The following is a 24,402-nucleotide window of genomic DNA, read 5'->3' as shown; positions in this document are numbered from 1 at the left end:
CGGCTTCACAACACACGAAGCCTACGAGGTGAGGGTCACCCGCCACGCACGGGCTCGGCCCCCACGGATGTTCTACGAGCAGGCCGCTTCAGCTGCGCGGCGACCGCTTCCCAGACGGCCTCGTGCACGGTCTCCGGCGTCTGCCCGGCCGTCGACACCCTGACCATCCCTGCGTCACGTGCGGCCAGCTCCTGGTAGGCAAGGTCCACGAACGTCAGGTACGCGCGCTGCTCGCCTGTCCACCGCTTCCCGTCACGGGCCTCCGCCCGCGCGATCGTCTCGCCGACCGGCGCCGACAGCCACAGCGCGACATCCGCCCGCCGCCCGGCAAGGCGTCCCAACCCGTCGAGCCAGCAGACGGCGTCGTCCACCTCCACCGCATGCTGTCGGATCAGGGATGCCAGACCGTAGGAGAACATGGTGTGCACTCCACGGTCCTCGATCACCACATCGTGGTGGTCGAGGACCGGGTCGATCCGCGTCGCCACGATGTCCGCGCGCACCGCCGCCGCCAACAGGCACTCGGTCACCACATCCCCATGACGCAGGAACGGATCGTCCGGCGACGAGAAGATCTCCACCAAGGCTGTCCCGACATCTTCGATGTCGAGGGTGGCGAGGTCCGGGATATAGATGACCACGAATCCTTCGCCGCGAAGACGCTCCTCCAACAGACGGGCCTGCGTCGACTTCCCCGATCCGGGCAGACCTTCCAGGCTGACGAGCATCCCAACACCTCCGATCACAGTGGCGACCCTCGAAAGACGGACTTGGACACCAGCCTCGGCTCTCGCGCCGCCCCGCAGCCGCCGCAACCGGGCCGAGAAGAATCCGACAACATGGCCTTCTACCGGCGGCCGGGTCCCAGCGTTGGGCCATGACGGTGGGGACCTGGTTGGCTAGGGCGCGCCGCAGGTGCGGCAGCACCCGAACCGACAACGACTCAGTTCTTCGTACGCGTGGCCGGCCCCCGGACGAGGCGGACCAGAGGTCCAGACGCGATCAGTAGGCCATCCATACACGGCGAAGTGCTGCCTCGCGAGGTGAAAAGCCCAGGACAGGCGCCGCAGGCTGGCCCGCATGTCCGAGCAAAACCAGAGTTACAGTTGTTTCTGTCGCGCTGCCCCGGTTGGCCAGATGACCTGGACGGCGCGTTCGCTCGCCTGCGCGCGGGCAACAACGGCGGCTGTGCCGCCCTGGTCGGCGGCGCCTTGGCCGTCCCAGACCGCTAGGAGCAGATCGACGGTGTCGAGAAGCGATTCGTTCGCGGCCTCGTACGCTGCCCGATCGGAGACCTCGTGTGGCAGGACCCGCACGGTGGCCGCCCGGCGGACGAGGTCGTCGAACAGATCGGCGTGGTCGGGTTTGACCTTCCTCGCGCGGTAGTCAGCGGCAGGGATGATCACCTCGAGGGTGCCGCCGATGTCCAGGACGACGGCGGCGAAGATGCTGTCGGAGCCGGCCGCGATGCAGCTGACGCCGGTCAGGTCTGGCGCGTACGGCCTGAGAGCCGCGGTGAGAGCGGCCCGGACGAGGGGGACGGTCGCGGGGGTGAGGTCCATGTGGCCGGTGACACCGATGCGGGTCAAGTGATGATCTTCCTCGGTCTCATGTCCTGGTCGTCGTGTCTTCGGCGCGAAGGATGGGTTTGATCCTCCCGCACAGCTCGGCGATGGGGCGGGCGGATGTTTTGGTTTCGGCGTGCCGGTAGAACTCGCCTAGTTTGACCCGGACACGGCTGGACCGGGTCTGCTCGACCGTCGTCACGGCTGCGTGGCCCAGCCGCGCCGCCTCGTCTAGTTCGCCCTGCACCAGTCGGATCTCGGCATGCCCGATCTGATCAAGAGCGGTACCGCGGACGCTGCCGACGCCCCGAGCCCGCACGGCCTGGCTCAACCAGGTGGCTGCCTCGTCGGCGTACTCGGGCGCCTCGTGGGCGATGTCGAGGAGACGGCCTCCGGTGACGCCAGCCAGTTCCGCCTGGTCGAAGTAGGAGATCCAGTACGGTTCGACGGCCGCGTCGACGTCACGGAAGGCGTCCTGCGCCCGGCCCGTCGCGCGCCGGAAGGCAGAGAGCCGACCTTGCCGGGCGTAGGCCCATGCCTCACGCGTGAACAGCATCGCACGCACCGCCGGGGTCGCCCGAGCGCCGGCGACGTCCTGCGCGAGTCGGACGAGCTCAAGTCCTTCGGTCGTCCGACCGAGATAGAACTGCTGCCGCGCCATACCAGCGAGGATGTTCGCGCAGAACACGGGATCGTCAGCCGCCTTGGCTGATCGAAGAGCAAGCAGATAGTAGCGTTGCGCTATCCCTCCCTGCCCCGAGTCCCAGGACATCGTCGCGGCGGTCCCGGCAAGATCGGCCATCACACCGTGCAGCCGCCGGGTCAGACTCTGTGGATGCGAGAAGTCGCGAAGCTCATCCGCGATCTCAGCGAGCTGACCCACGACCGCCTTGCGTCGAAGGCCACCGCCGAACTGGTGGTCCCAGGCCCGGAAGGTTCGTGCGGCCAGCTCGATCTGTTCGATCTCTTCATTGCCGACGCCGGCGGTGCGACGCTGCCCGGCGGGCGGCTCGGTGGTGTTCAGCCAGCGCTCCGCCCCTTCGAGGAGAGCAGCCCCGACGATCACGTCCGCCATCGCGCGACCCGCCTCGCGGCGATCGAGAGCGAGATCATCCCTGGTGATCTTATCCACCGCTTCCGTCGTCGGTGCAGTTTCCCACGTCATGGGATATGTCGTCACCTCGGGATGGCGGCCGACGGGAGTCGTACACAGTTCCGCCAGCGACCGGCTTCCCTGGGCGGCAGTGGGCTCCACCATGGCACCGACGTCGGTTCTGTCACTCTGGCGCCCCGTCGGCCCCGACAGCTCTACCGGCTGCGGCCGTGCGGATTTCGACGTCTTGTCGATGAGGAGCAGGTCGGCAGGGTAGAAATGCTCGCGGTCGTCGAGGTCGATCAGATTGTGGATGCTGGTGTCGTAGACGTCGGCGAGTAGGGCGAGGAGTTGGGGGGTGGGCTTTCGGCGGTTGTTGGGGATCGGCCAGTTCTCGATTTCGGAGATTTTCACGCCGGTCATGGGGGCGGTGCCGTCGGGGTCGAGGCCGGCGCGGGCGGCGTGGGTGTTGATGTGGTCGGCGGCCTGGTTCTGGGTCCAGCCGCGGGCGTGGCGGTGGGCGGCGCGGGGTCGGTAGCGGTAGCGGCGGGTGAACTCGATGGCGATCTCGTCGTGGGACATGCCGGCCGCGCGCATGCGTGCCCGTAGTTTGTCCTGCTCCTCACGCTGGCTGGCCCTGCTCATGCCGCGTCTCCTTCGGCGCTGTCCGCGGATCGACGTCGGTCCGTCCTGCCGGGAGCAGGCAGATCACCGCCAACGGTAACCGACCGGTCACCGCCGGACCAGGGGTGAGGGTGATGTCTGCGCCGCGTCGGCGATCGGATGCTCGCTGCGCTCAGGGGATGCCAATGATCACTCCTGTGGTCGGTGGTGCTGTCCCCGCCTTCTGGCGGACAGACAGACCACCTATGATGATCGCCTGGGGTGGGGTGTGTCATTCCCCGTGGGGCGAACGATTTCTTCGTCGTGTCATCGCCGGGTTGAGCTGCGGAAACGGTGTGCGGACGTGCCATCTTTTCGTCGTCGGAGAGTCCATCTGTTCACACGTGCCAGGCCGCGTGGGATGCCCACGGACACCACCACCCGGCGACCGTCGCGGGGGCGTCCGCTCTCCGCTGCCTGTGGTGTCGGATGGGCGCGCCCGTATCGCGGAAGGAGGATCGTGGCGGCGTCGTCGACCCGGGCGCGAGCCTCGTCCAGGCTCAGTCCGAGGCGTGCGGCGTGGCCGTAGCTATCCAGAGCCGAGCACAGTCTGGTCCAGACTGGTTCTGTCGGGTCGAGGGGTGGGGTGAAGGTGGCGAGGAGGCTCGCCAGGTGTGCGGGTGGGAGGTACTCGCGCATCTGCGCGAGCAGGACGATCGGACGGAGCGCGGGCGGGACGGTGTGGCGATGACGACGGCGCTGCTGGTGGGGCTGGTCGACCGTCACGGTTCCTCTCGGTGGAAGCGGCGGTGGGTGCCGTGCCTGGGGCGCTGCGGCGTCAGGCGGGGCTGGTGTCGTCGGGGTTCCGGCGGGTCGGGGTGTCGCGGGCTGCGGTGACGGCGCGGGTGAGGGCGGCGGCGAGCGCGGCGGCTTCGTCGAGGGTGAGGGGCTCGCTGTCGGGGGTGTCGTCGCCGATCCCGAGAGAGATCAAGGGATCGTAGCTGGTCGTCGAGGTCACGTACTGTTCGATGGCGACCTGGATCGCGGTGCCCTCGCGGATGCCGGGGATCTCTGGCAGGTCGACCAGGGTGAAGGCGGAGACGTGATAGTCGGCGGGCCCGGCGGCTTCTACGCCGAGGTGGCCGGCAGGCTGGTCGCACCACCGGGGGCATGCGCTGCCGACAGGGGCGTTCATGGGGTTGTTTCCTGTTCTCGGCCGGTGGGATGCTCCACGGAGCCGGCCGGCGTGGTAACCCGCCTCCCGACGTCGAGGGTGCGCAGTCCGTCGAGGACGCGGTGCAGTAGCGCATGGTCGTGACGGTCTGGACGCGGCGTACCTCGGCCGGTGGAGAGCGTCGGGTCACGGCGTGGCAGCTGCTCGGCCGGGCCGTGGGAGAGGTTCGGGCCGAGTTGAGCCCCGTGGGGAAGGGCAGCCCACACGATCTTTCCTGCGGTGCGGTACCCGCCGGGGGTGCGGACGCGGACCGGACAGGAGCCGAAGTCTCGGGCGAGGGCGGCGACGAGATGCAGGCCGCGGCCGTCTTCGGCGTGAGTGTCGGTGGTCCGGCGGCTAGGGTGACCGGGGCCGCTGTCCCACACCTCGATGATCAGATCACGGTGGCTGTAGGTCAGGCGCATCGCGACCCGGGGCACGGCTTCACCAGCGTGGTGCAGACCATGTCGGTTGCTGGCCACGAGCGCGTTGGTGATCAACTCGGACACCACGAGGGTCGCCAGGCCGATCAGCGTGGTGAGGCCCCAGCGGTGCAGCTGCACGGTCGCGTCGCGGCGGGCGGCGCTGGCGGAGCGCGGTGCGGCCGGGTAGTGCCAGACGTGCCGGGGCAGCGGCAGCCGGTTGGCAGGGGGATCAGGCGCTGTGGGCGGGGTGGGGGCGAGAGCGGCGGTCATACGTTCTCCTGGCGCAGTTCTGGACGGAAGTCGTCCTCGCGCGGTCGGCGCGGATACGGGGGCGGAAGCCGCTATGAGGAACGGCCGCGGGCGGATGCGCGCAGTTTGGAGACCCCGGACTGCGCGGAGCTGGCGGCGGCAGCGAGAGGCCGTCCGCCGGGAGGAACCGGGGCAGGGGTGGTGTCGCCGACCAGCGTGAGGTTGTGATCGGCGAGCAGGACAACCTCACACGGCCATCCGCGACCGCAGCCGGCGCAGACGCGGCCGTGACGGACGTGGGTGTCGAGGAGATCGATCGCGGCGTGTCGAAGCTGGTCGAAGGAGTGGTCCAGAAGACCGGGGGGTTCGTCGCGCGGGGGTCTGTCCGCTCGCCGCCCAGTGGTGATCATCGGGCTGTTTGCGGCCGGTCGTCCGCGAGGGTCTTTGGGGTCTGCGGATGCTGGGGCGGGTCTGGGGGACGGTCGTGGTGCGGGCTGTGGCCGGCTTCCCGGTGGCCAGTGCGGGGTTGTGACCATGGGGATGTGTGCCTTCCGTGGACGGTCCGGGAACGCTGGGATCAGCGGGCGGCAGTCGTCGTTGCCACCTCGCCACCGCCGCCGTGGCCCACGGCGGCGGTGGCGAGCGCGGCGAGGGTGGCGTTGAGCGCGGCGCCGGCGCCGCGGCGGCGCAGTTCCGCCGTGAGGACGTTCAGGCCGGCCAGCGCTGGCAGCGGCCGGGACGCGAGACGGCCGATGTCCGCGTCGAGGGGAAGCGCGGCCGGCAGCGTCAGGGCGGTGACGACGGTGTCGTAGACACTGGCCGCCCAGATCGTCAGCACGGTGTTCAGCCAGCCGCGCCAGGCAGCGCCCTGTGCGGCCAGCCGGCCGGCGAGCCACGCCTCGATGCCCTCGACGAGCTCCACCCGCACCATCGGCGGGCTGTCGAGGGTCAGCAGGTGCAGATGGCCGAGCAGTGTTCCGCTGTCGGCCAGGTCCCCTCCTGATCCCAGATCAGGGGAGACCAGGACCGGCCGCGGTGAGGAGTCCGGGTACAGCACGTGGCGCGGGACGAGACTCCCGAACGCGAGTCCGGCGCGGGCGACCAGCAGCGGGTCGAGCTGGCCCGCCAGCCGGCCCAGCCGCAGCGACAGGCTTCCCACCAGTGCGCGCACCTCGCCCGCCGAAGCGGACTGCCCGGGGGCTGGATGGAGGTGGTCGGTCGCGCGGGCCAGCGCCTGGGCGACGATGCGAGGGTGTGCCCGGACACCGGTCGGCGCGGAGACCTGCCGCAGCTGATCCGCCGGATCGTGATGGACCTCGCCCAGCTCGCCCAAGAGCCCCGTCACCAGCACCGGAAGGTCCCCGGGATGCTCACGCAGGCGGCTGGCCAGGCTGGGACCGGTCACCCAGCTGGTGAACAGGACCCCTTTCGCCATGGCGGCCGGGGAGGCGACCCGCAGCCTGCTGTAGGCCGCCAGCGCGGCGAGCTGGTCGGCTTCCCGGACCGTGAGGTCCGCCGCGACTCCGTCACCGGCCAGCACGGTGGCACGATCACCATGGTCGCCGAGGACCACCGCCCGCAGCGCCGCACCGGCCGGGCGCACCGTCGCGCCCAGCCTCTGTCCGCCGACCCGCACCTGCCGCAGGAACGCTCCGCCTGCGGTGACCGTCGACCCGAACGTCGCCCCATCATCCGGCCACAGGTCGGCGGTCGCGGCGGCGATCCGTCGCTCGGCGTGCTCGGTCAGCCGGCTGATGTCGCCTGCCGGCCAGCAGGTCGCACAGCCCGACGGCGGGCTCACCGGAGGCGTCCCACACCCGCGTAGACCGGCAGCCGGCCGCCTGCCGTCGTCGCCCGGCGCTGCCGGTCATTGTCCCAGCCCGGCAGCAGGACCACGCCGGGCTCGACCAGGTCCGTACTGTCGAAGAACCGTGACACCTCCTCACGGCCACGCAGCTGGAACGGCCCGGTCGTGCGCCGGTACACCTCGGCCGCCTCGGCGACCTTCGGGTCCTGCCCGCCGGTCGCATGGGTCAGGACCAGATAGCTGCCCGCTGGCAGCGCGTCGCCGAGGAACAGACGGTTGACCCGGGTGGTGTCCCGGATCTGCGGCCACGTTGCGATCACCCGCGCCGCCGCGTCCCGATCAGCGGAAAAATTGTGCGCCCCGCCGAGAAAGTAGTCATACACCCTGGCCACGTTCGGGCCCTCGGGCTCGCCGGGGACGAACGTCTCCGGCCCCATCAGGACCGCCCCCGCGACGCCTGTCCGGCCCCGACGAGCACGCCCCGCGGCGATCGGCGCGGCCATCCCGGTCTGTCGTCCGGTCCGAGTCCGGCCTCCACAAGGCGGTCACAGGATGTCGCGTCGTCGGTCCTCATCATGAAGTGGCCCTCACTTACGGTAGGCGCAGGGGAACCTTTACACCATCGCCCTGGCGATACCGGCCGGTCGTTCCCACCACGACGAAGAAGTCCTTCACCTCGCCGGACCCCAGTTGACCTGGCCAAACCCCCGCGCAGAAGGCCGTTTCTCCGAGCCGATGTCGCCCCCGACTCCGCGGGAGGTGATCGTCCATCCGGCAGCCAGAATCGCGCCGGCGGTACGACCGTCCACACGTGCCGACGGTACGTGCCGACCCCGCCGTATCCCTGGGGGCGCCCGGCGTGACGATCGACGACCTCGCCGGCGCGTGCTGTCCGGATCGAGCTCATCGGGAAGACACCCAACGCCCGGACCATCCGGCCGGCTGCGCGGCGTGAATGACGTGACCGTGCGGCTACCGTGAGACGGACGGTTTGCTTCCGGGAGCTTTCCGCCGAGAGGGTCGCCGTATCCGGCGGCACCCGCTTGCCACGAAGCGGAGTGTCGCGGGATCGGACTTCCCGTCCGTCGAGCTGCTCGGCACCGTCGCCGAGGCCGGTGTGCGTGGCTGCAGCTGGGCGGAGGCGCGGGCGAGCCGACGAAGGTACGACACGTCCACCCCGGCGATGGAAGCCGCCTCAGCGAGGGTGAACCACGCGCGTCCCGGCGATGGAAGCCGGTGGTGGCTCCGAGACAGCCGGCTCGCGGAACCAACAGCGGACAGCAGCGGCCGACCCGACGCGGCATGCTCCCCGCTCAGTAGCCGCTGAAGCTGCTCGGAGGTGAGCCGGCTACCCGGGCTGCCCAGTCCGACGAGCACGGCGCCGCTTCCCCGCGCACGGCCTGACGCCCGCGCCCCGTCGGAGTAGTAGGAGGCTCCCGCGACCGCAGATGTGTCCGCGCTTGCGCCTTCAACATAGTTGACCACTCGGCGTGCCGCGCCGGCCACGGACGTTTGGCTGCGTGCGGCGATCCCCAGCACCTTGACCGTAGTGATCATGAATCTGTGCCTCCGCCGCCACTCCGCGTCAACGATGATCGGACGTGTCGACCTCGCTGTGCAGTATGGAGTGCGCGGGAGCCGCGCCACGGAAGGAGACACTGACGGCGACCAGCGCCTGTTTTAGCTCGAGTGGGTGAAGAAACCGTGATTTCCGGCGACCCAGGAAAGGGGAAGCCCGGCTCCTAAGGATAGGCGTCCTCTTGGTATTCCGACGGTCACGGCATACAGCCGGGGCTACTGTAACTGGACCGTTCCGCGGTGGACCGGCTGCAGGCTACGGCTGGGGAAGGCGACGCCGCGCCGGGCACCTCTTGTGAGAGCCGTTCCTGTCTACCAGCATGGACAGGAACGGCTCTCAGGGGAACGTCGGACTACTGCTCCAGGCAGAACCAGCCGTTTTGCACGTAGCCGTCCTGGTTGACATCGCCCCAGGCGTGGCCGTAAACCCATTCGCCGCCGAACTCGCCACCTCCGGCGTCGTAGATCGTGAAGGTCTGGGGGCTATGGAGGTAGGCGAACGCCGACCCGCCGGGGCTGGAGCGCACGGCGAGGTCCTGGGAGCACACCGTCCACCGCTGTCCGACGGAGCCCGCGGAGGCGTACAGGAGCGGGCCGCCGGCGAACGCGGTCGACGCCAGGCCCGCGATCAGAGCACCGGCCGCCGCGAGAGCGGTCACGACGCGGGCTATGGTACGCCGCGGACGGCGGCGCCAAGGCGGTACCTCGGACGGTGCCGGTGCGGTGCTTCTACCGAGCATGGATTCCTCCCAGAACAGGCGAAATGGGCGCGGTGCCGGGGTCAAGATACCGCCTTCAGCGCCGCTACTGGGACCGGATTGTGAACGATCAGGGAATTCCCCAGGGGCTGTGTGCAAGTAGCTCCCCAGGTGGCCCGTGATGTTGACGTTAGCTTGTGGTCGTGGTGGACGGGGGACGGCGGGGTTTCTTGGCCGTTTGTTGGGTTGGTAGCTGTGTCTGTTCATGACGATTTGGTGGCTGGCGTTTCGACCTCCTCGACCTTCACACCACCCGAGTTGGAGGCCCAGGTCGCCAAGGCCTCGCGGAACTCGTCGAAGCCACCGAGTTCGGACGGGCTGGCCAAGCCAGTGCCGACGTCACTGCGGACGAAGACGGGCTGCGGGACACGAACGAAAGCGACCGCACCGGCCGGGGTGGGTGCCCCGGTGCGGTACGGGCTGCGGGTGGCCGCGGCCGCGGTCTACCTGTAGGCGGGCCAGTTCCTGTCGAAAGAGCGGACCGCGACCGCGCTCGCCGAGCTGGTCGGGATCCCGATCTCGGCGGGCACGGTCGCGGCGATGACCGCCCGTGCCGCCACCGACCTGGAAGGTTTCCTCGCCGCTGTCCGAGACCTGCTCGCTGGCGCCGAGGTGGTCGGCGCGGACGAGACCGGGCTGCGCGTCGCCGGGAAACCGCACTGGGTGCACTGCGCCCGCACGGGGAAGTACACGTTGATCGACTGCCATCCGAAGCGTGGAACCGCCGGGATCGACGCCCTCGGGGTGCTGACCGGCTTCACCGGGGTCATGGTCCACGACGCCTGGGCGCCCTATGACACCTACACCACCGCCACCCACCAGCTGTGTGTCGCCCACGTGCTCCGCGAACTCCAGGCCGTGAGTGACGCCGCCCCGGCCGGGACCTGGTGCTGGGCGACCCAGGCCGCCGACGCTCTCGTCGCCCTGCACCGCCTGTCCGTCGACGCCGCTACCACCGGCACGCCGGTCGACCCGAAGACGCTGGTAGCCCACACCCGGGCCCTGCGCCACGCCGCCCACATCGGGATCACCCAGACCTCACCGTGGGGCACGAAGTTCATGGCCGCCCGCCACGCCCTGGCCTGCGGGCTCATCGACCGCGAAACCGACTACCCGCGGTTCACCCACGATCCGCGAGTTCCCGCGGACAACAACGGATGCGAACGCGACATCCGCATGATCAAACTTCGGCAGAAAGTATCCGGGTGCCTACGCACCCTCATCGGCGCCCGCCAGTTCTGCGCGATCAGCGGCTACCTGTCCACCGCCACCAAACACGGCATTCCACTGTTCCCCGCCCTCGTTCACCTCGCCAAGGGCCGTCCCTGGATGCCCGCAACCAGCTAACCCAAGATCAAAGCGATACCTGATCAGTTACACGATAACTAAACGGAGTCTAATGTGTTCGGCGTGTCGATATCACATATATCGTGATACTCCGAGTGCCATTTCGTGCATACTCCGAGTTACCTCAATCGGCGGATGTGGGCCCGGGGAATTCCCGAAACCCACCCCCTCACCTCAGCGCTTGATCAGCGCTTCGGCGAGAGCACCAGCACGATCACGAGCATCGTGAAAACGATGAACGCGTCCGTACCCACAGTGATCACCTCCTCTGGCCCAGAGAGCGCCACGGGCGCTCGGACCGGGCAAAGGTCGCCCGGCCGGTCAGGAGGGACCAGCGGCGGTGATGGTGCCAAGCACGGCCATCCTGTCACAGATCGACGCAGACCCTGACACGGTGGCCTCGCTCCCTGGACGGCGGACGTGGGCATGTGCCGGTCCCCGAAACGACAGGACGCCGGTACGCCAAGGGGTACGCGTGCTGGTCAGCCCGCGCGACGCAGCCTAGGCCGGTCTGGTCACTGGGTGGATGCTCTCCGGCTAGGAGCGCGTGGGATGATCTCTTCGTGCCGGACGGGGAAGACGCACCAGCCACCGCGTGGGATTTTTTTGTCTCCTACACACAGGCTGATCGCGAGTGGGCGGAGTGGGTAGCCTGGCAGCTAGAAGATGCAGGCTATAGCGTGCTTATTCAAGCCTGGGATTTCGTGCCGGGTTCCAACTGGAACTCTGGGATGCAGAGAGGCACCACGTCAGCTCGACGCACCATCGCGATCCTCTCGGAAGCATACCTGCAATCCGTATACGCGGAATCGGAGTGGCAAGCCGCCCACCGTCAGGATCCGCAGGGGTTTGCGCGGAAGCTGTTGCCAGTCAGAATCGAAGCCTGCGATCGCCCGGGGTTCCTCGGCTCGGTAATCTCCATTGACCTTTTTGGCGAGCTGTCAGAGGATGCGCGGCGCCTGCTGCTTGACAGAGTACAGCATACGGTGGATGGGCGCGCGAAGCCGGCGACAGTGCCAAGGTTCCCCGGACCAGAAAGCCGGCAGGTGGCGCCACAGGCGCAGGTCCACCCTAGGCGACCACTGGCGAGAAGAGATGCTTACATTGCTCCACTGGCAGAAAGACGAAGGTCTTCCATGCCAACAAAATTCCAATTCTACGTCCATATGTGCACCCTTTCCGGCCTCAGCGGAAGCTTGTTGGCTTTCGGGCTTTTTTTGGGGTTTCGAGGCTGTTGCATACTCACTTCAGTGTTGATGCCTATTTAAATGCCTCCCTCGGAGGTTTCGTTCTATTCATTCCCGCCGGCGCATTTTCCGCCAGGCACATGATTCGGACCGGCATGCAAGAAATTAAAAAGCGACGATCACAGAGGTAGCTCCATTCTTTGCGGCCACCCTTGTCTAGAGTTTCGCAGTTTTCTTGATCGGGATCGGTGGTCGGTGACCGTTGGATGATTGATCGATCGGGTGTTGCCGCATGATTGTGTGGTGTCTGCCGGTGGTATCACGGCGCGTGGCGGAAAGGCGGAAGGCCGGCTCGGAGGGCCGGTGGCGGGAGCATCGGCGTTTCCTGTACCAACTCGAAAGAGCGGTCGCCGATGCTCCCGGACGTCAGGATACCGGTTTCTCTCGCGGTGCTGCTGGAGGGTTTCCGGCCGTGTTTCACCGCGCCGTCGTTCCGGACGTTCCGGGCGCTCGTGGTGGGAATGCTCGCGGGGACCGGGCGGCGCACGGTGTGCGGGATGCTCGTGGGCGCGGGCCTGTCCGCGCTGTGGCCGCATGACCGGGCGCACCGGTTCTTCGCGCGGGCGACCTGGTCGCCTGACCGGGTCGGCCTGGCAGCCGCCCGGCTCGCGTCGTGGACCGCCTCGTCCCGGCCGGGCCGCTGACCGTCGTCGTCGATGACACCCTGTTCCACCGGGCGGGCACGAAGGTGTGGGCGGCGGGCTGGTTCCACGACGGCTCCGCGAAGGGCGACCGGCAGGTCGGCTTCGGTAACAACTGGGTCATCGTCGGCCTCGCCGTGCCGGTGCCGCTGCTCGGCCGCCCGGTCTGCCTGCCGGTCCTCAAGCAGTGGCGCGCGCCCGCGACCCGCTGTCCCAGGCGCACCCACTACTTCAGCAACGAGCCCACCCCCGCCGCGATCTTCATCTGGCTCAAAGATTTGCGAGAGAGCGTCTAGATCGCGATGGGGTCCCGGGCCGTCCGTCTATGCCGGCCAGAACTGTACGAGGTACTGTTCCAGGCCGTCGGGAATCTGGAGGTTCTCTTCCCTTGCGTTCCGGGTGTCTTGCCGCCCCCGGGAGTACACCCGTCCAGCGTAGGTGCCTGGCGGGCCGACGATGATCTCCTCCTCCGAGGGCCCCATGGTCACCCCGACCGGTACGACCTCTCCGGTTGTGAGGGCCACCTGGAAGTCCTCTGAGATCTCCCAGTCATCTTGGCGGGGGGGCGCTGTGGGCCAGGCTTCGAGCTGGATGCCCGCCACGTGGTCCTGCGCCTCGCTGACGATGCTGACCCAGTCCTTCCCGGTCGCTGTCAGCTTGTTCCCTCCTGACGGGCTGGGAGGCGTGCTGTCGTCATCCAGCCATGCCTGGCCGCCGTCTTGCAGGTAGAAGAAGCTGTACAGGACGTCGACCGTCTCCTTGCACCTGCTAGTGGGTCCTGTAGGTGCTGTCACGGATCCCCCTCGCCTCGAATCGCCGTTGTTCTGGCCGGTCGGGCGAGATCTTACTAGCTGAACGCAACGTCAAACGTGTCGCCGTCGATGACACGGTTCTGGAGCCAGAACGTGTTGAGATCCACCCCGGCGAGTTGATTCTGCCCTGAATTGAGTGCACGCGCCGAGTAGCGGAGGTCGCCACGAGCTGCGCCCTCCCTAGTCGTGGCAAAGGGGAATTCATCGCAGTCCCGTTTGGGTGTTAGCTTAGTGTAGCCGGGGAATTCCTTATTGCACGTCGCTATGGCAGCGTCGCGGTTCTTTGTGCGCTGCCTCTTGTCGTAGTATATACGGTGCAGCCTGCTGGGTATCGTCTTGCCGCGCCATGCCGGGACGGTTCCGGCCGGGTGGTTCAGAGCATAGGAGATATGGTCGGCGACCTGCGGCCATCTCGTATACGAGAGTGGAAGCCTCGGGATGTATTGCGTGAATACGCAACCCGAGCTCTTCGAGGTGACGTAATTTGCCTGATCGCAGCGGAAAGATGTTCCCTGGGCGTTGTAGATAAGCCGGCCGCCCAGCACAAATCGAGGGTTGAAAGCGTGGCTGGCTACCTTGTCTTGACCCGTGCCCAGGCCCCCCGTGAAGTCGAATGTCGTACCTGAATCTCTTTCCCAGCCGCTCAAGGTAGCTGTCCGCCCCTTAGCTGCGCCCGCTGTACACCCGGCACATGGGAGCTGCACAGAGAGGGTAGTGTTCGCGAGAGTTCCGGTGCTCTTGATGCTCTTAATCGCGAAGTCGACGTGCACGTTCCGTGTCTTTTGATTGGTCGTGACGGCGATGGCATAGACCGCACTTACGGTGCCGACTATCTTCCCATCAACTCGCTCCCCGGCGGAGAGCGGCTCGATCTTGCACCACTCGTATCGGCTCTTGTACCAGCCCCTCAGATTGGCGGCGGACTGCTGGGCGCAGCTTGCCACTGTCGCCGCCGACGCGGCCTGGGCGGTGGGCAGCACCACGAGTGGCGCCGTGATGATCGTTAGCAGGGCAAGTAGGCGGAGTGGGAACCTACACAAAGTCGATCTCCTTGGCGAGGTCGCGGCCAGGGTTCCATGTACCGTGACAGCAGATATGCAAAGGGTGATCGAGTCAAACGACTTCAAATGAAGGTAAACAGTAGCTTTAAAGCATAAAGACCAGGTCGGAGGTGCCACGCGAGTGCAATGTAGTGACCTAAATGTGCCGTATGTCACAGGGCGGCAACTGTCCGTGGTGCTCTCGAACGGCAAGTACCCGGCTCAGCGACGACCGCTCCAGAGTGTCCATGAGGCGGACACCCGCTCGTCCTCGGTCGGGCCGGGACGCCGCGCAGTGCGCTTGTCGACTGCGTTTTAGCTTGGGAGCATCCCCCGCTGCACCCCCACGGACGACGAGCGTGACGGGAACCCGTTGACCACGCGCCGTTGCAGTCCGTCATGGCCCCCGGCGGACGGCTCACTCAGAGAGCATGTCTCACGTGGGGTGTGGGAGTTTCTTCCAGCAGGTGATCGCGGCGGCCAGGCAGAGGAATCCGAGAAAGTTGAGCCCGTTTCGTTCGTAGCGAACGGTCAATCTGCGGTAGCCGTCAAACCACGCGATCGTCCGTTCGATCTTCCACCTGTGCCTGCCGAGGCGTTCGGTGCCCCTGCACCCGCGTCGCGAGCGCCGAGGCCCGCGCCACCCAAAAGGGACGATACCGAACCAGCACCTGTGATCGAACGAGGTCGCCGCCCAGTCGGCACAGGTCGTGGGCTCATTGTGGGTGCGGATGTCCCGGCATGGCGCGGCATCCGCAGGCAGGTTGCGGCACAGATAACGCCGTGACCTGGGAGAGCGCGTCACGATCCGGCATGGCGCGGCATGGCGCGGCAGGTCCGCATGCGACTTGTAATCGGGCGGGTAGGGCTTCCGCTCTCCTTGTCGACTCCAGATATACCCGTCCTGACCTGCGGATTTATGTCCGAGAAGATCTTTTGCGTTGCCATCAAGATCGAATATGGGCTCATTATGGGCTCATTCCGCAGGACTCTGTCGATCAATTGTTCGCCGGCGGCCCCTCCGGGGCGGTGTTAGGCGCGGCTCGCAGTGCGGCTGGCCACAGCGGGGGCTTCGTCGCGGGACGGTCAACGGTGACGAAGTACAGGGGACTGTTCGATGATCGAGTCCACAGCAGACGGTGACAGATCGTGACGGCCGGTGCGTCTGGCTGATCGCGGGCAGGGCGTCAAGAAGCTGGCGCGGGATGAGCTGGTGTTGCTGACGGTGGGCTTGCCGGCCCTGTTGGTCTGTGTGTTCGGCGCCTCGGGCGCCTGCTGATGAACATTGCTTCGCGTCGACGTCGAGTAGACGGGGAGACCACGCCGGCTGTCTCGAACAGGGATGACAAGTTTGGCTGCCGGTGCAGACTGGCGTTGACCTGACATCTCGGACAACCGTCTGTCGAGGGGCGCATATGGATGCGGACATGAGAGCCCTTGCCAAGGAGCTGGATGATCTGACCGCTGGGCTTGGCATCGTCGTGATGCCGGTGCGGGTGACTCCTGCGGCCGACGGTGCGGACGTCGATGTCGGACTCGACGAGATGCCGTTAGCGGACTTCGTGCGCGTCGCGCACCGGGCTGGGGTACGGCTGCTTTACCGGGTTGCACCAGAGTTCGATCTGAAGGAGTTCGACGAGTCGCTGCCCGAAAGTGTCGAGGAGGAACGGCAGGCCGAGCGTGCGCGGCTGGTTCGGCGAGCCCGCCGCCACAGCGGCGAGATCGTCGAGGTCGAGGTCGCGTTTGCCCACGAAGGAGTCCTGCACCGGTGGTCCATAACGCCCAGCTGGTACGACAGCCTCATCGCCGAGGCGGGTTCCTTGCGTGCCCCTGCCAGTGGTGACCGCAGTCGGCCAGCGGACCGCGGAGAACGTGAGGTACTCGAGGAACGCTTGGCGGGGGAGCTGGCGGCTATGCCGTCCTTCCGGCGCCGTGCGTCCACGGATCATGCGGCGCGCGCTGCCGCATACGATCATGCTGAAATGGTTTCGTTGTTGGACGGTCCAGATCCCGACTGGACCGTCCATCACATTCTTCGTCGAGCACGCGCACGCGTGGATATGGACGCGGAACGCCTGTACCACGAGCTTACGGAGAGCCTGCCCCAGTTGGCGGCCGAGCTTGCAGTCGATGAGCAGTTTCTCGCGTCTACGCGGATCGTGGATCGCCGGAATCGTGCGGAGGATTTCCTGACGGAGAAGTACGAAGGATATCGGGCTCCAGCCCGTTTCCGAGACCGGCTGATGAACACTCCACCCTTGCGCGCTGGGAAACTGCCACCGCAGCCTTCGACCTTGTACTAGGCCAGAGCGGCCACACGCCGTGTTACGTCCCTGCCAGGGTCAGCGTTGCAGCGAGTCAAGCCAGGTTTCCATTAGACGTCGGATGAAAGCGCGACCGTCCGGAAGGCTCAGGGGTGAGACTCTGCGAGGGCGACCCGGCATCCTCGCGTGCCTGGCGGCGTCGCCGCTGATGGCAGGGTGGTTCGCTGCCTGCTTGAAAGCTTCCTTGTCGGCTTCCGTCACCCAACCGAGCTGCTTCGGGTCTCGACCATCGCCGATGATCTCCCAGACTTTGTAGAGCTCGACCCATCCGGGGTCCGCGGTCCTGCCAAGAATCGCGAGCGCCTCGGCGAGGCCAGCGTTGCCTGCCGCGGCAGCCGCCCATGCAGGTCCCCGGGGCGTTGACGGGTTGGTGGCCACCGCGTCGCCGCCGACCGTGGGGATCCCCACGCCGCCCGTCGACGTGATCGATGTGGGCGAGACGACAACATGCTGCCGGTCGCCGTCGTGGTAGATCCCGGTCAGCTTCACCGGGTGAAAATTCGGGGACGTAATCCAGCCGATCCCGTTTACCCGGGCCAAGGCTTCGGTGGCTTTCGGATGGTAGTCGATGTGGCTGGGGCGGTGCTCCACTGTCGCCGACGTCAGATAGTAGCCGTCCTCGTCTCGTGCCACCCGCGTGTCGCCAGTCGGCAGGGCCCCAGAGAGGAGAGCGAGGTCGTCGTCGCGGCCGTGGAGACGCGCCTTCAAAGCCATCGCCTGAGCATACGGCGCCTGCGGCCGAAGGCGGCGCGTCACTCGACCAGCCCGCCTGCCTTCACTCCTGCGGGCCTCCCGGTAGGACATGTCGCGGCGCCACCCATATCCTGAGGTCCTTGGCCGCCCCGCAGGTCGCGGCGGCTAAGGCGTGTCGGGGACTCCGGAGGATTGCTGGCGGTCGTGTGCGGTTCAGGAGCCGGTAACCCGGCACGACCTGCCGGCGGGTCGTAGTACACGCGGCTAGCCTGTGGGCTATCCAGCGAGTGCTTGAAGGTTGAGAGGACCAGAGTTCTGTCGTCGAGCTGACAGTCTCGGTGACGGGCAAGGTGGCTTCGCGCTCCGACCATGACTGCGACGATGATGGTGGCAGGTCGGGAACAGGTCGCCAATCGTCCGCCCGTACTGCGCCGTCTGGTGGCGCGCCGGAGCAAGCAATGGCGCACCGGTCCCCGGCGGCCCTCGTCTCCATGTTCATGAGTCCGATCCGATTGAGGGCCGTTACAGGTGATTCCCGCTCACGGCTGGCATGCTTTCTACCAGACCACCCGTGTCGACTCGAGTGGCAAAGAGCGCAAGGTCGAGATCGAGAAGGTCGTTGTAGCTTGGAACGACGAAGGAGTACCACTCGTCGTTGACGAAAGCACCGGGAACCTTGTTCCCGCCGCCAGTGCCGGCAAGCTCACGGCCGTCATACAGGCCGGGTACACTCACGTCCTGCCGGGCGGCGGATGGATGGCCGAGTACCGCGAAGACAATGGGATACTCGTCCGCTACCCTATCGTTGCCTGGCAAGTCCATTCCAATACCGGACTAGTGGAGCCAGTGACGGTCGATAACGACGGATATTCGGAAACAGACATAAAATCGACGGGAAATTTTGTACGGCTCTGGCATCCTGATTGGCCGCGGCTCGATCCAAGAGACCAGCCCAAGGGTACCTGAAGCCCTGCCGAGCGTGGCATTTTAAGGTTCAGCGCGGAAGGCTCCTGGATTTTGAGTTTCTTTTTGCTGTCGGACGGCTGTGAGATGAGGGAGTCGGCTTATTTCCTTGCACGGTGAAGGTCGCTACGTAGTGGCGTCGGCCGCCCTCGTGTGCCGGTGGCAGGATTTCGATACTCGCGCAGCCGGCAAGGTCGACCAGGCGGTCCTTTTCCGTGAGATCGAGGATGACGAGGGCGCCGACGGGGACGTCGGTGACCTGGTACTGTTCGGCTTGCGCGAGTTTTCCGTCCAAGCCGAATGATTTCTCCGTTCTTTTGCGGCGTTTACATTCGATCACAAGGCGAAATTCTGGCCAGGTCCAGACGAGATCGACACGACCACCTCCTATGTCGCGCACTTCCCATTGCGGGCGTCCCGGGAGGGCGATACGCATGTGGTCTCGAAGGTCGTATGCGAGTCGCTCCTCTTTGGGATCTTCGTCGCTGGGATGTAGCTTGCGGAGGTAGGAGGCGGGCGAACCAGAGTGTGTCTCGTCGTCGAGACGGTCCTTGACGAACAGGAGAATTTCGCCGACAAGAAGATCTCCTGCAACCTTGACTTCGCCATGATATTCGGGGCAGTCGCTTAGCTGGCCGATAAGATCCCGTCGGATTTTTTCGTAGAGAAGACCGCGGCCTGTCGAGTTTATCCGGCCCTTTCCTGTAAGCGCCAGGTGGATCTGACCCGCGAGGTGCGGGCTCAACTCATCGAGGAGTTGCGCGGTGGTGGCGTTGTCGAGTGCGAGGGCGTCACGCACGTCCTCGTGGAGACGCCCTATGACTTTTCCCGGCGGGTCCGCTGTGGATGGCGGTGTGGCAAGGAGGTCGCGTACCCTGCGTATCCCGTCGCGGGTCTCGGGGTCGTCGTTTGTTGCTTGGTCGAGCCAGAGATCGAGAAATGCTCGCTTTTCGGCGATTTCCAGGAAAGGCGCGAGAACTCGCTGGATGACGGGCGGTCCGACCGCACCGTCGGGAGGGGCATCTGGCAGCGTCGCGACCAGCACTGCGTTTTGTGCTGTTACGGCTTTACCGATGGCGGCGATAAGAGATGCAGGCTCCCACCAGTGTGCGGCGCCGAGCTCCGCACACTGGCCGAGTCGGTCGACAAGATGAAACCAGGAAAGAAGAGCTGTAGCGCGCTGCCCACGCCATTCCGGCTCTTCTTCCAGCCCCCCCTGCGCCCAGCCGAAGACGCGCTGCCGAAGCAGGTTCACAGTGTCGAGACTTATCGACTGGCCGTGAGCGAAGGTCAGGATGGCGTGCAGCGCGTCGGCGAGCAGGTCGGCGTCGGGTCGTCCTTCGACCTCCCGCGCGGTCTCGAACCACACGAGAGCCTCGTGAAGGCGGGCGAGGCACTCAGGTTCCGTCGGGCTGGTCAGCGCGGCGGAGACGTCGGCGAGGCCGAGTTCGAAGGCGGCGTCGTCTACGATCTCAGGGTGCTTTTCGGCTAAGTCTCTCAGCGCGGCGACGATGTCCCCGTTGGGGTCGCCCTTTTCCCCGCGGATGAGGCCAAGCGCGCGGATCAGCCGGCGTGCCGCCTCTTCATGTTCGTCGTGGGCGGGCGGGCCGTGCGCGCCGTCGCGGTCGAGGGCATCGACCTGGTCGAGGAGAACCGCGGTTGCGCTGGTGACCCGGCCGTGGCCAGCTATGGCGAGAAGCACAAGGGCCTCACCGGCAGCTGACGAAGTGTAGGAGAGCCCGTCGTAGGTTGGTCGCGCCGCCTCGGAGAGCCGAAACCACAGGGGTCCCGCGACGTCCGACAGCAGGCTCTCGGCAAGAAGGATCTGTTCTAGGACGTCATCGCCTTGGAGCGGGTCGAAGTCGGACACTGCGCGCACCACGAAGTCCGCGGCATGCTGGCGGTCGGCGGCAGAGAGATCAGGCCAGTGCTGGGCAAGGACGCCGACGGCGTGCGGGAGTGCGCAGGCGTCGCGGAGCTGTTCTTCCCGCGCAAGCAGGGCCGGTACGCCGTCCACGAGAAGCAACGATGCAGCGTCAAGAGGCTGGGCGTGCGCCGCAGCCTCGCCGCTCATCGACGGACCCTTGGGGCGTGCTGTCGGCCACACATCACCATAGTCGCTCGCCAGGCGGCGGCATCTGGAGCGATTCCGCGGTCAGGATACGGGCGAGATCACGACCGCGAGCGCTGAAGATCAGTATCTGGGGGGCGTGCCGTTCGCCGGCGAGTGTCTGAAGTGCTCGCAGCATCTGAGCCAGGTCCTCCTCGGCCATCTCTTCGGCTCCGACGCTGTCGATCAGAATGAGGCCCGGGTGGCGGCCAATGCCCGTGGCACGCCCAACGCGCAGCAGCGCGACTGCGGTGGCGATTTTGAGCCGTAGCTGCTCGCCTGGTGTGAGGTACATGTAGCTCGTTGCGGCGCCGCCCTTCGTCACCGCCAGGCGAGCCGCACCGTCGAGCCTCACCTCCTCCAGTTGTTCGAGGCCAAAGTGCCGCCCGAGTTCCAGGATCTGCTTGCTGACCTGGACGAGCAGGTCGCGCTGGTCGGCGTCACGGCGAGACTTCGCTTCCTTTTCCGCCGCTTCCAACACACGCACTTTGGGGTCCTCGATGCGTGTCGCGCCGCTTGTTTCTGCCGTCTTGTCCTGCAGAAAGGCGCGTACGACGGCGAGACGCGTCTCCGTCGTTCTGACCTCGGCCGTGTGGGAGTCGCGACTGGCGGCCTCCTCGAACGCGACGCGTGCGGCTTCCAACGCGACCTGCGCAGCGGCACGGACTTCCTTCGCGCGATCATGTGCGCCATTGTCCGCTTCGCGCCGTGCGCGCAGGTTGTCCCGCTCGGTGCGTAGGGCGGTTTCTTCTTCGTCGGGTGGCAGATCGTCCACCAGGTCCGCCGAGGCGGCGGCGCCAGTTGCGTCGGACTCCTCGCCTGTGTCCTGGGCGGGAATCGTGAGGGAGAACGCCTCATCGCAGAGGGAGCAACGGCCCTCCTGCTCGCGTTGTAGCCGCTCGGCGGTCACCCGAGCGTCGCAGCGAGGGCAGCAGGTCGGCGTGAGGGAATGGAAGAACCTGCGGGTGAGCCGGTCCTCGCTGAGGGCGAGGAGATCGGCCTCAGCGCTCTGGAAGCGCCTGGAGCTGTCCTCCAGACGTCTCGCGGCCTCGGCCATCACGGTGTCAGCTGCGGCGAAGGCACGCGCCGCGGCCTGCATTGCTCGCAGCCGCCGGTCGACCTCCTCGGCGGTCTGGGAGGAGCGTTCCAGCCCAGAGAGACGCCCAAGTAGCTTCTGTTCTTCCTCGCGCAAGGCGTCGAGACGTTCCGCGGAAGCAGTGGCATCCTGCTCGCTGCGTCGGCGGGCAGCTGACCGACGCTGCTGCGCGGCTCCCAGCGCGCCACCCGCATCGACAGCGGTACCGGCCCATGGTGCGCCGAGGTAGACCTGCAAGAGCCGGGCCGCGGTCGTGACCTCCTGGCCGATCACACTTTTGAGTGAGCCGACGCCCAGCGCAGCGCTCCACAACGGCCAGCTCAAGGTGGTCGACACTCCGTCGTTCTGCTGGGCGGCGCGCCCGGACGGCATCTTCTGCCAGCCAGAGAGACGGTTGAACCCGAGGCGATCGAGCATCAGGTCACCAACCACGGCCTCCATCGACACCGAACCCGTAAACCGACACACCCACAGCGCGGCTTCGGACTCGACGAGGCTCTCTGCCTGGTCGAGCAGGGCGCCTCCTGGTCGTTCTTCGTGGCTGGCATCACGGGCGGTCGGGGTAGGCCAGCCGGGTAGCCCGCTGTCTGCCGCACTCAGACGGAGCACACCGCCGGTCGGCTCTCCGTCGCGGGCCCCGAAGACGACACACAACCGTTCGTCGTCGATATCGAGCTCGACGAGGACCTGCCGAATCCACTGCCGTACATCCGGCTGCACGCCACAGCGGCCCCGTAGAGCCCATCGAACAACCTCGAACACCGACGACTTGCCCGCCTCGTTGCGCTCGATCGTGGCCAAAGCGCCGACCGTGCCTGGCGGATCCCATCCGAAGGAGAACGGCCGGATGTCGCCCCCGCGCGGCATGAACCCGGCGAAATCGACGCGGACAACCCGCAGTCGATGGGGCTTGCCTGCTGCGGGCGGCGGGTGCAGACCGACCTCCCGCAGCACCACCTCTGCTTCCTGCACCGGAAGCCGACCCCGCCGGGCGACCGCGTCGGTCCAGCTGGCCCACGAGTCCACGTCGCCGCTCATACGGGCATCGCCGCCCGCAGCAGGCCCAGCTGCTCCAGTACACGGGGGCGGATCGGCGGGATGACAGCCCCCAGCGGAGTTCCTTCGTAGACCTCGTTGCGGTACTGCCGGTCCTTGCACTGGCCGCCGCTGAGGTGCGCCGCAAAGCTCGCCGCACGAACGGCCTGCTCGTCATACCAGCGCACGGCGGGGATCTCCGCACGCAAGCTCGCGACAGCCTGCGCGCCCTTCTCCAGCAGGTAGAAGTCCCGACGAGCACGAGGATCAAGAACCGACGCTGTCCGGCGACGTATCGCCAGGTGACCCAGACTCTTCAGCAGGGCGAGCGCGTTGTCTTTCCGCTCGTATGCTCCCCGGAGATACCGGACCATCGGATACACGTGCAGCTCCGGTACCTCGGCTTCTACCAGCAGCGCGGCCTCGCCGATCGCCCAGTCCCGATCCAGGCGCCCCGCCTCAGCCTCCGCCAGGAGTTCGAAGGCGAGATAGTCCGGATAACGAACCCAGAAGTCCAGCTTCTGCAACTTGGTCTCCGAGCGCAGCACCCGCACCGCACCATCGACCTCCTCCGCCCCGGACACCGCATCGCCCACCCGGTCGACGATGAACAAGATCCGGATAGCGGTCTGTGCCGTCGAACCGCCTCCAAGACGCCGCATTGGTCCCCCCTCTAAACCAGAGAGTAACCATCTCAGACAACGCTGTCCCTGAGTTCATATGGTGCCGGCAACCCAATGGTCCTGCTTCAGTACCTCGATAGCGCCACAACTCGATAACGGTCAGCAATAATATGCTGTCATTTGTTACTTTCGGCAACTGATCAACTTTTACTGTCCGCCCGCACCGGCCGGCGTGGCAGGCGCTTGCGCCGCACTGGCGCAGACCGCTGGCCAGGGCATACGTCGAAGTGATCGACCGCGGCCAGCGGTGACGGCGAACGTGTGTCAGTGACGGCCCGTCATAGGGACGGCGTTCGCTTGGCGAGCGGTGCCGGCGCCCGCTGATGTTGAAGTTGCGAGGTGAGCGGGGCGGCACAGTCTCGCGGGATAATCGAGTGCGACTCGCCGCCGATTGTGACCATAAGTGTTCGTACGGACACGGCTGTCGCGATGAGCTGATGACGTCGAAGGTCGCCGGAATTGCACCGGACCGGGTGCCCGAGATCTTCGCGGGCGGCTACGGCGATGCCTGAGCCGCGCTCGATCTCCCCGCCGGCAGCACGCTGGACCATCGTCATGTGGGGCGCTGACCAGGCCAGCGCGGACGGCTGGGTCGGCGTCGCACCTGCTGCCGGGTGGTGGGTGGAGGTGCGAGACGGATGGCCGGAGGAGTACGAGCGCGGCCCGCGATGTCAGTTCTGCGGCGACCGCTATCCCACCTGGGCGTACCTCGGTGTTGAGGTCTAGATCGTCCTCGGCTGCCCGCCGTGGGAGGATCGCGAGGTGGTCGATGCGGAGGCCGGCAGCCAAGCCGACTGGCAGCCTGTTGAGGCTTGGCCGCCAGCCATCACGGATCGGCGTGGTGCCGCCCGAGGTTGATCGACACGATCGAACAGCGACCTGCCAGAGCCGGTGAGGGGACTCGAACCCCTAACCGCTCGATTACAAGTCGAACGCGACGTCAGTCGCGCGAGCCAACCGACGTCCCCACGGCCGCCAATCCGACACCTCGGACCGTCCCGATTGTCCTGGTGGGGGGGGGGCCCCCCCCCCCCCCCCCCCCCCCCCCCCCACCCAAAACCCCCCCCCCCCCCCGCCCAACAACCCCCCCCCCCCCCGCCCCAATAAAACAAAAAACAAA

The 24,402-nt window shown here is 66.8% G+C and carries 24 protein-coding genes and 1 tRNA gene; 7 read left to right on the top strand and 18 right to left on the bottom strand.

Annotated elements, in window-relative coordinates; genetic code table 11:
• Positions 1-35 precede the first annotated feature (35 nt).
• The 9 genes from MXD95_RS27835 to MXD95_RS27800 all read right to left on the bottom strand — a co-directional run bounded on the left by MXD95_RS27835 (position 36) and on the right by MXD95_RS27800 (position 9,192).
• Positions 36-746, bottom strand: coding sequence for a dTMP kinase (locus tag MXD95_RS27835; RefSeq protein WP_250643710.1), 711 nt, complete (start codon positions 744-746; stop codon positions 36-38).
• Positions 747-1,100: 354 nt separating this feature from the next.
• Positions 1,101-1,589: a hypothetical protein gene (locus MXD95_RS27830; protein ID WP_250643709.1), complete on the bottom strand. Its 489-nt coding sequence runs from the start codon at positions 1,587-1,589 to the stop codon at positions 1,101-1,103.
• A 19-nt stretch (positions 1,590-1,608) separates the two neighbouring features.
• Positions 1,609-3,303, bottom strand: a complete 1,695-nt coding sequence (locus MXD95_RS27825) for an NsdA family TPR-like regulatory protein (RefSeq protein WP_250643708.1) — start codon at positions 3,301-3,303, stop codon at positions 1,609-1,611.
• A gap of 796 nt (positions 3,304-4,099) precedes the next feature.
• Complete coding sequence (locus MXD95_RS27820; protein ID WP_250643707.1) at positions 4,100-4,456, bottom strand: DUF6907 domain-containing protein; 357 nt, start codon at positions 4,454-4,456, stop codon at positions 4,100-4,102.
• Positions 4,453-5,169, bottom strand: coding sequence for an ATP-binding protein (locus tag MXD95_RS27815; protein WP_250643706.1), 717 nt, complete (start codon positions 5,167-5,169; stop codon positions 4,453-4,455). The genes MXD95_RS27820 and MXD95_RS27815 overlap by 4 nt, the downstream gene beginning before the upstream one ends.
• Positions 5,170-5,725: 556 nt before the next feature.
• Positions 5,726-6,949, bottom strand: coding sequence for a hypothetical protein (locus MXD95_RS27810; protein ID WP_250643705.1), 1,224 nt, complete (start codon positions 6,947-6,949; stop codon positions 5,726-5,728).
• Positions 6,946-7,458: an SAM-dependent methyltransferase gene (locus tag MXD95_RS27805; RefSeq protein ID WP_250643704.1), complete on the bottom strand. Its 513-nt coding sequence runs from the start codon at positions 7,456-7,458 to the stop codon at positions 6,946-6,948. The genes MXD95_RS27810 and MXD95_RS27805 overlap by 4 nt, the downstream gene beginning before the upstream one ends.
• Positions 7,459-7,927: 469 nt before the next feature.
• Complete coding sequence (locus tag MXD95_RS29470; RefSeq protein ID WP_374122168.1) at positions 7,928-8,512, bottom strand: relaxase domain-containing protein; 585 nt, start codon at positions 8,510-8,512, stop codon at positions 7,928-7,930.
• Positions 8,513-8,886: 374 nt separating this feature from the next.
• A complete protein-coding gene (locus tag MXD95_RS27800; RefSeq protein ID WP_250643703.1) occupies positions 8,887-9,192 on the bottom strand; it encodes a hypothetical protein in 306 nt (101 codons plus the stop codon).
• Positions 9,193-9,507: 315 nt separating this feature from the next.
• Between MXD95_RS27800 and MXD95_RS27795 the strand changes: the two genes are divergently transcribed.
• The 5 genes from MXD95_RS27795 to MXD95_RS27775 all read left to right on the top strand — a co-directional run bounded on the left by MXD95_RS27795 (position 9,508) and on the right by MXD95_RS27775 (position 12,822).
• Positions 9,508-9,744, top strand: coding sequence for a DUF6444 domain-containing protein (locus tag MXD95_RS27795; protein ID WP_250643702.1), 237 nt, complete (start codon positions 9,508-9,510; stop codon positions 9,742-9,744).
• Between the two features lie 12 nt (positions 9,745-9,756).
• Positions 9,757-10,638, top strand: coding sequence for an IS66 family transposase (gene tnpC, locus MXD95_RS27790; RefSeq protein ID WP_308301599.1), 882 nt, complete (start codon positions 9,757-9,759; stop codon positions 10,636-10,638).
• 563 nt (positions 10,639-11,201) lie between these two features.
• Positions 11,202-11,906, top strand: coding sequence for a toll/interleukin-1 receptor domain-containing protein (locus tag MXD95_RS29085; protein ID WP_308301598.1), 705 nt, complete (start codon positions 11,202-11,204; stop codon positions 11,904-11,906).
• A 332-nt stretch (positions 11,907-12,238) separates the two neighbouring features.
• The gene (locus tag MXD95_RS27780; RefSeq protein ID WP_250643701.1) at positions 12,239-12,529 is read left to right on the top strand and encodes a transposase; all 291 of its coding nucleotides are present in this window, start codon (positions 12,239-12,241) and stop codon (positions 12,527-12,529) included.
• Entirely contained in the window at positions 12,499-12,822 is a 324-nt protein-coding gene (locus MXD95_RS27775) for a hypothetical protein (protein ID WP_250643700.1), read from the top strand. The genes MXD95_RS27780 and MXD95_RS27775 overlap by 31 nt, the downstream gene beginning before the upstream one ends.
• A gap of 27 nt (positions 12,823-12,849) precedes the next feature.
• Here the strand turns inward: MXD95_RS27775 and MXD95_RS27770 are convergent, their stop codons facing one another.
• Complete coding sequence (locus tag MXD95_RS27770) at positions 12,850-13,320, bottom strand: hypothetical protein (RefSeq protein ID WP_250643699.1); 471 nt, start codon at positions 13,318-13,320, stop codon at positions 12,850-12,852.
• A 53-nt stretch (positions 13,321-13,373) separates the two neighbouring features.
• Positions 13,374-14,321 carry a NucA/NucB deoxyribonuclease domain-containing protein gene (locus MXD95_RS27765; protein WP_250643698.1) on the bottom strand — a complete coding sequence of 316 codons (948 nt, stop codon included), beginning with the start codon at positions 14,319-14,321 and terminating at the stop codon, positions 13,374-13,376.
• A gap of 1,484 nt (positions 14,322-15,805) precedes the next feature.
• On the opposite strand from MXD95_RS27765, the gene MXD95_RS27755 reads away from it, so the two are divergent.
• Positions 15,806-16,681, top strand: coding sequence for a hypothetical protein (locus MXD95_RS27755; protein ID WP_250643697.1), 876 nt, complete (start codon positions 15,806-15,808; stop codon positions 16,679-16,681).
• 39 nt (positions 16,682-16,720) lie between these two features.
• Here MXD95_RS27755 and MXD95_RS27750 read toward each other — a convergent pair whose 3' ends face one another.
• From MXD95_RS27750 to MXD95_RS27730, 5 genes are all read right to left on the bottom strand, one after another.
• The gene (locus tag MXD95_RS27750) at positions 16,721-17,416 is read right to left on the bottom strand and encodes a hypothetical protein (RefSeq protein ID WP_250643696.1); all 696 of its coding nucleotides are present in this window, start codon (positions 17,414-17,416) and stop codon (positions 16,721-16,723) included.
• A 501-nt stretch (positions 17,417-17,917) separates the two neighbouring features.
• Complete coding sequence (locus MXD95_RS27745; RefSeq protein ID WP_250643695.1) at positions 17,918-18,130, bottom strand: hypothetical protein; 213 nt, start codon at positions 18,128-18,130, stop codon at positions 17,918-17,920.
• A 259-nt stretch (positions 18,131-18,389) separates the two neighbouring features.
• Positions 18,390-20,432, bottom strand: a complete 2,043-nt coding sequence (locus MXD95_RS27740) for a putative endonuclease domain-containing protein (RefSeq protein WP_250643694.1) — start codon at positions 20,430-20,432, stop codon at positions 18,390-18,392.
• Positions 20,433-20,466: 34 nt separating this feature from the next.
• Positions 20,467-22,602 (bottom strand): coiled-coil domain-containing protein, encoded by a 2,136-nt coding sequence (locus MXD95_RS27735; protein WP_250643693.1) that lies wholly within the window; start codon positions 22,600-22,602, stop codon positions 20,467-20,469.
• Entirely contained in the window at positions 22,599-23,261 is a 663-nt protein-coding gene (locus MXD95_RS27730) for a hypothetical protein (protein ID WP_250643692.1), read from the bottom strand. Before MXD95_RS27730 ends, MXD95_RS27735 begins: the two co-directional genes overlap by 4 nt.
• A 525-nt stretch (positions 23,262-23,786) precedes the next feature.
• Here MXD95_RS27730 and MXD95_RS27725 point away from each other — a divergent pair.
• Entirely contained in the window at positions 23,787-24,008 is a 222-nt protein-coding gene (locus tag MXD95_RS27725; protein WP_250643691.1) for a hypothetical protein, read from the top strand.
• A 160-nt stretch (positions 24,009-24,168) separates the two neighbouring features.
• Here MXD95_RS27725 and MXD95_RS27720 read toward each other — a convergent pair.
• Positions 24,169-24,255: transfer RNA gene (locus MXD95_RS27720), tRNA-Thr, on the bottom strand.
• On the bottom strand, positions 24,223-24,402 hold a 180-nt coding region (locus MXD95_RS27715; RefSeq protein WP_250643690.1), incomplete at its 5' end, for a hypothetical protein. The genes MXD95_RS27715 and MXD95_RS27720, both read right to left, overlap by 33 nt.

This window comes from Frankia sp. AiPa1 (assembly GCF_023243075.1).
GTDB lineage: Bacteria > Actinomycetota > Actinomycetes > Frankiales > Frankiaceae > Frankia.
This window is presented reverse-complemented; position numbering and strand designations above follow the sequence as displayed.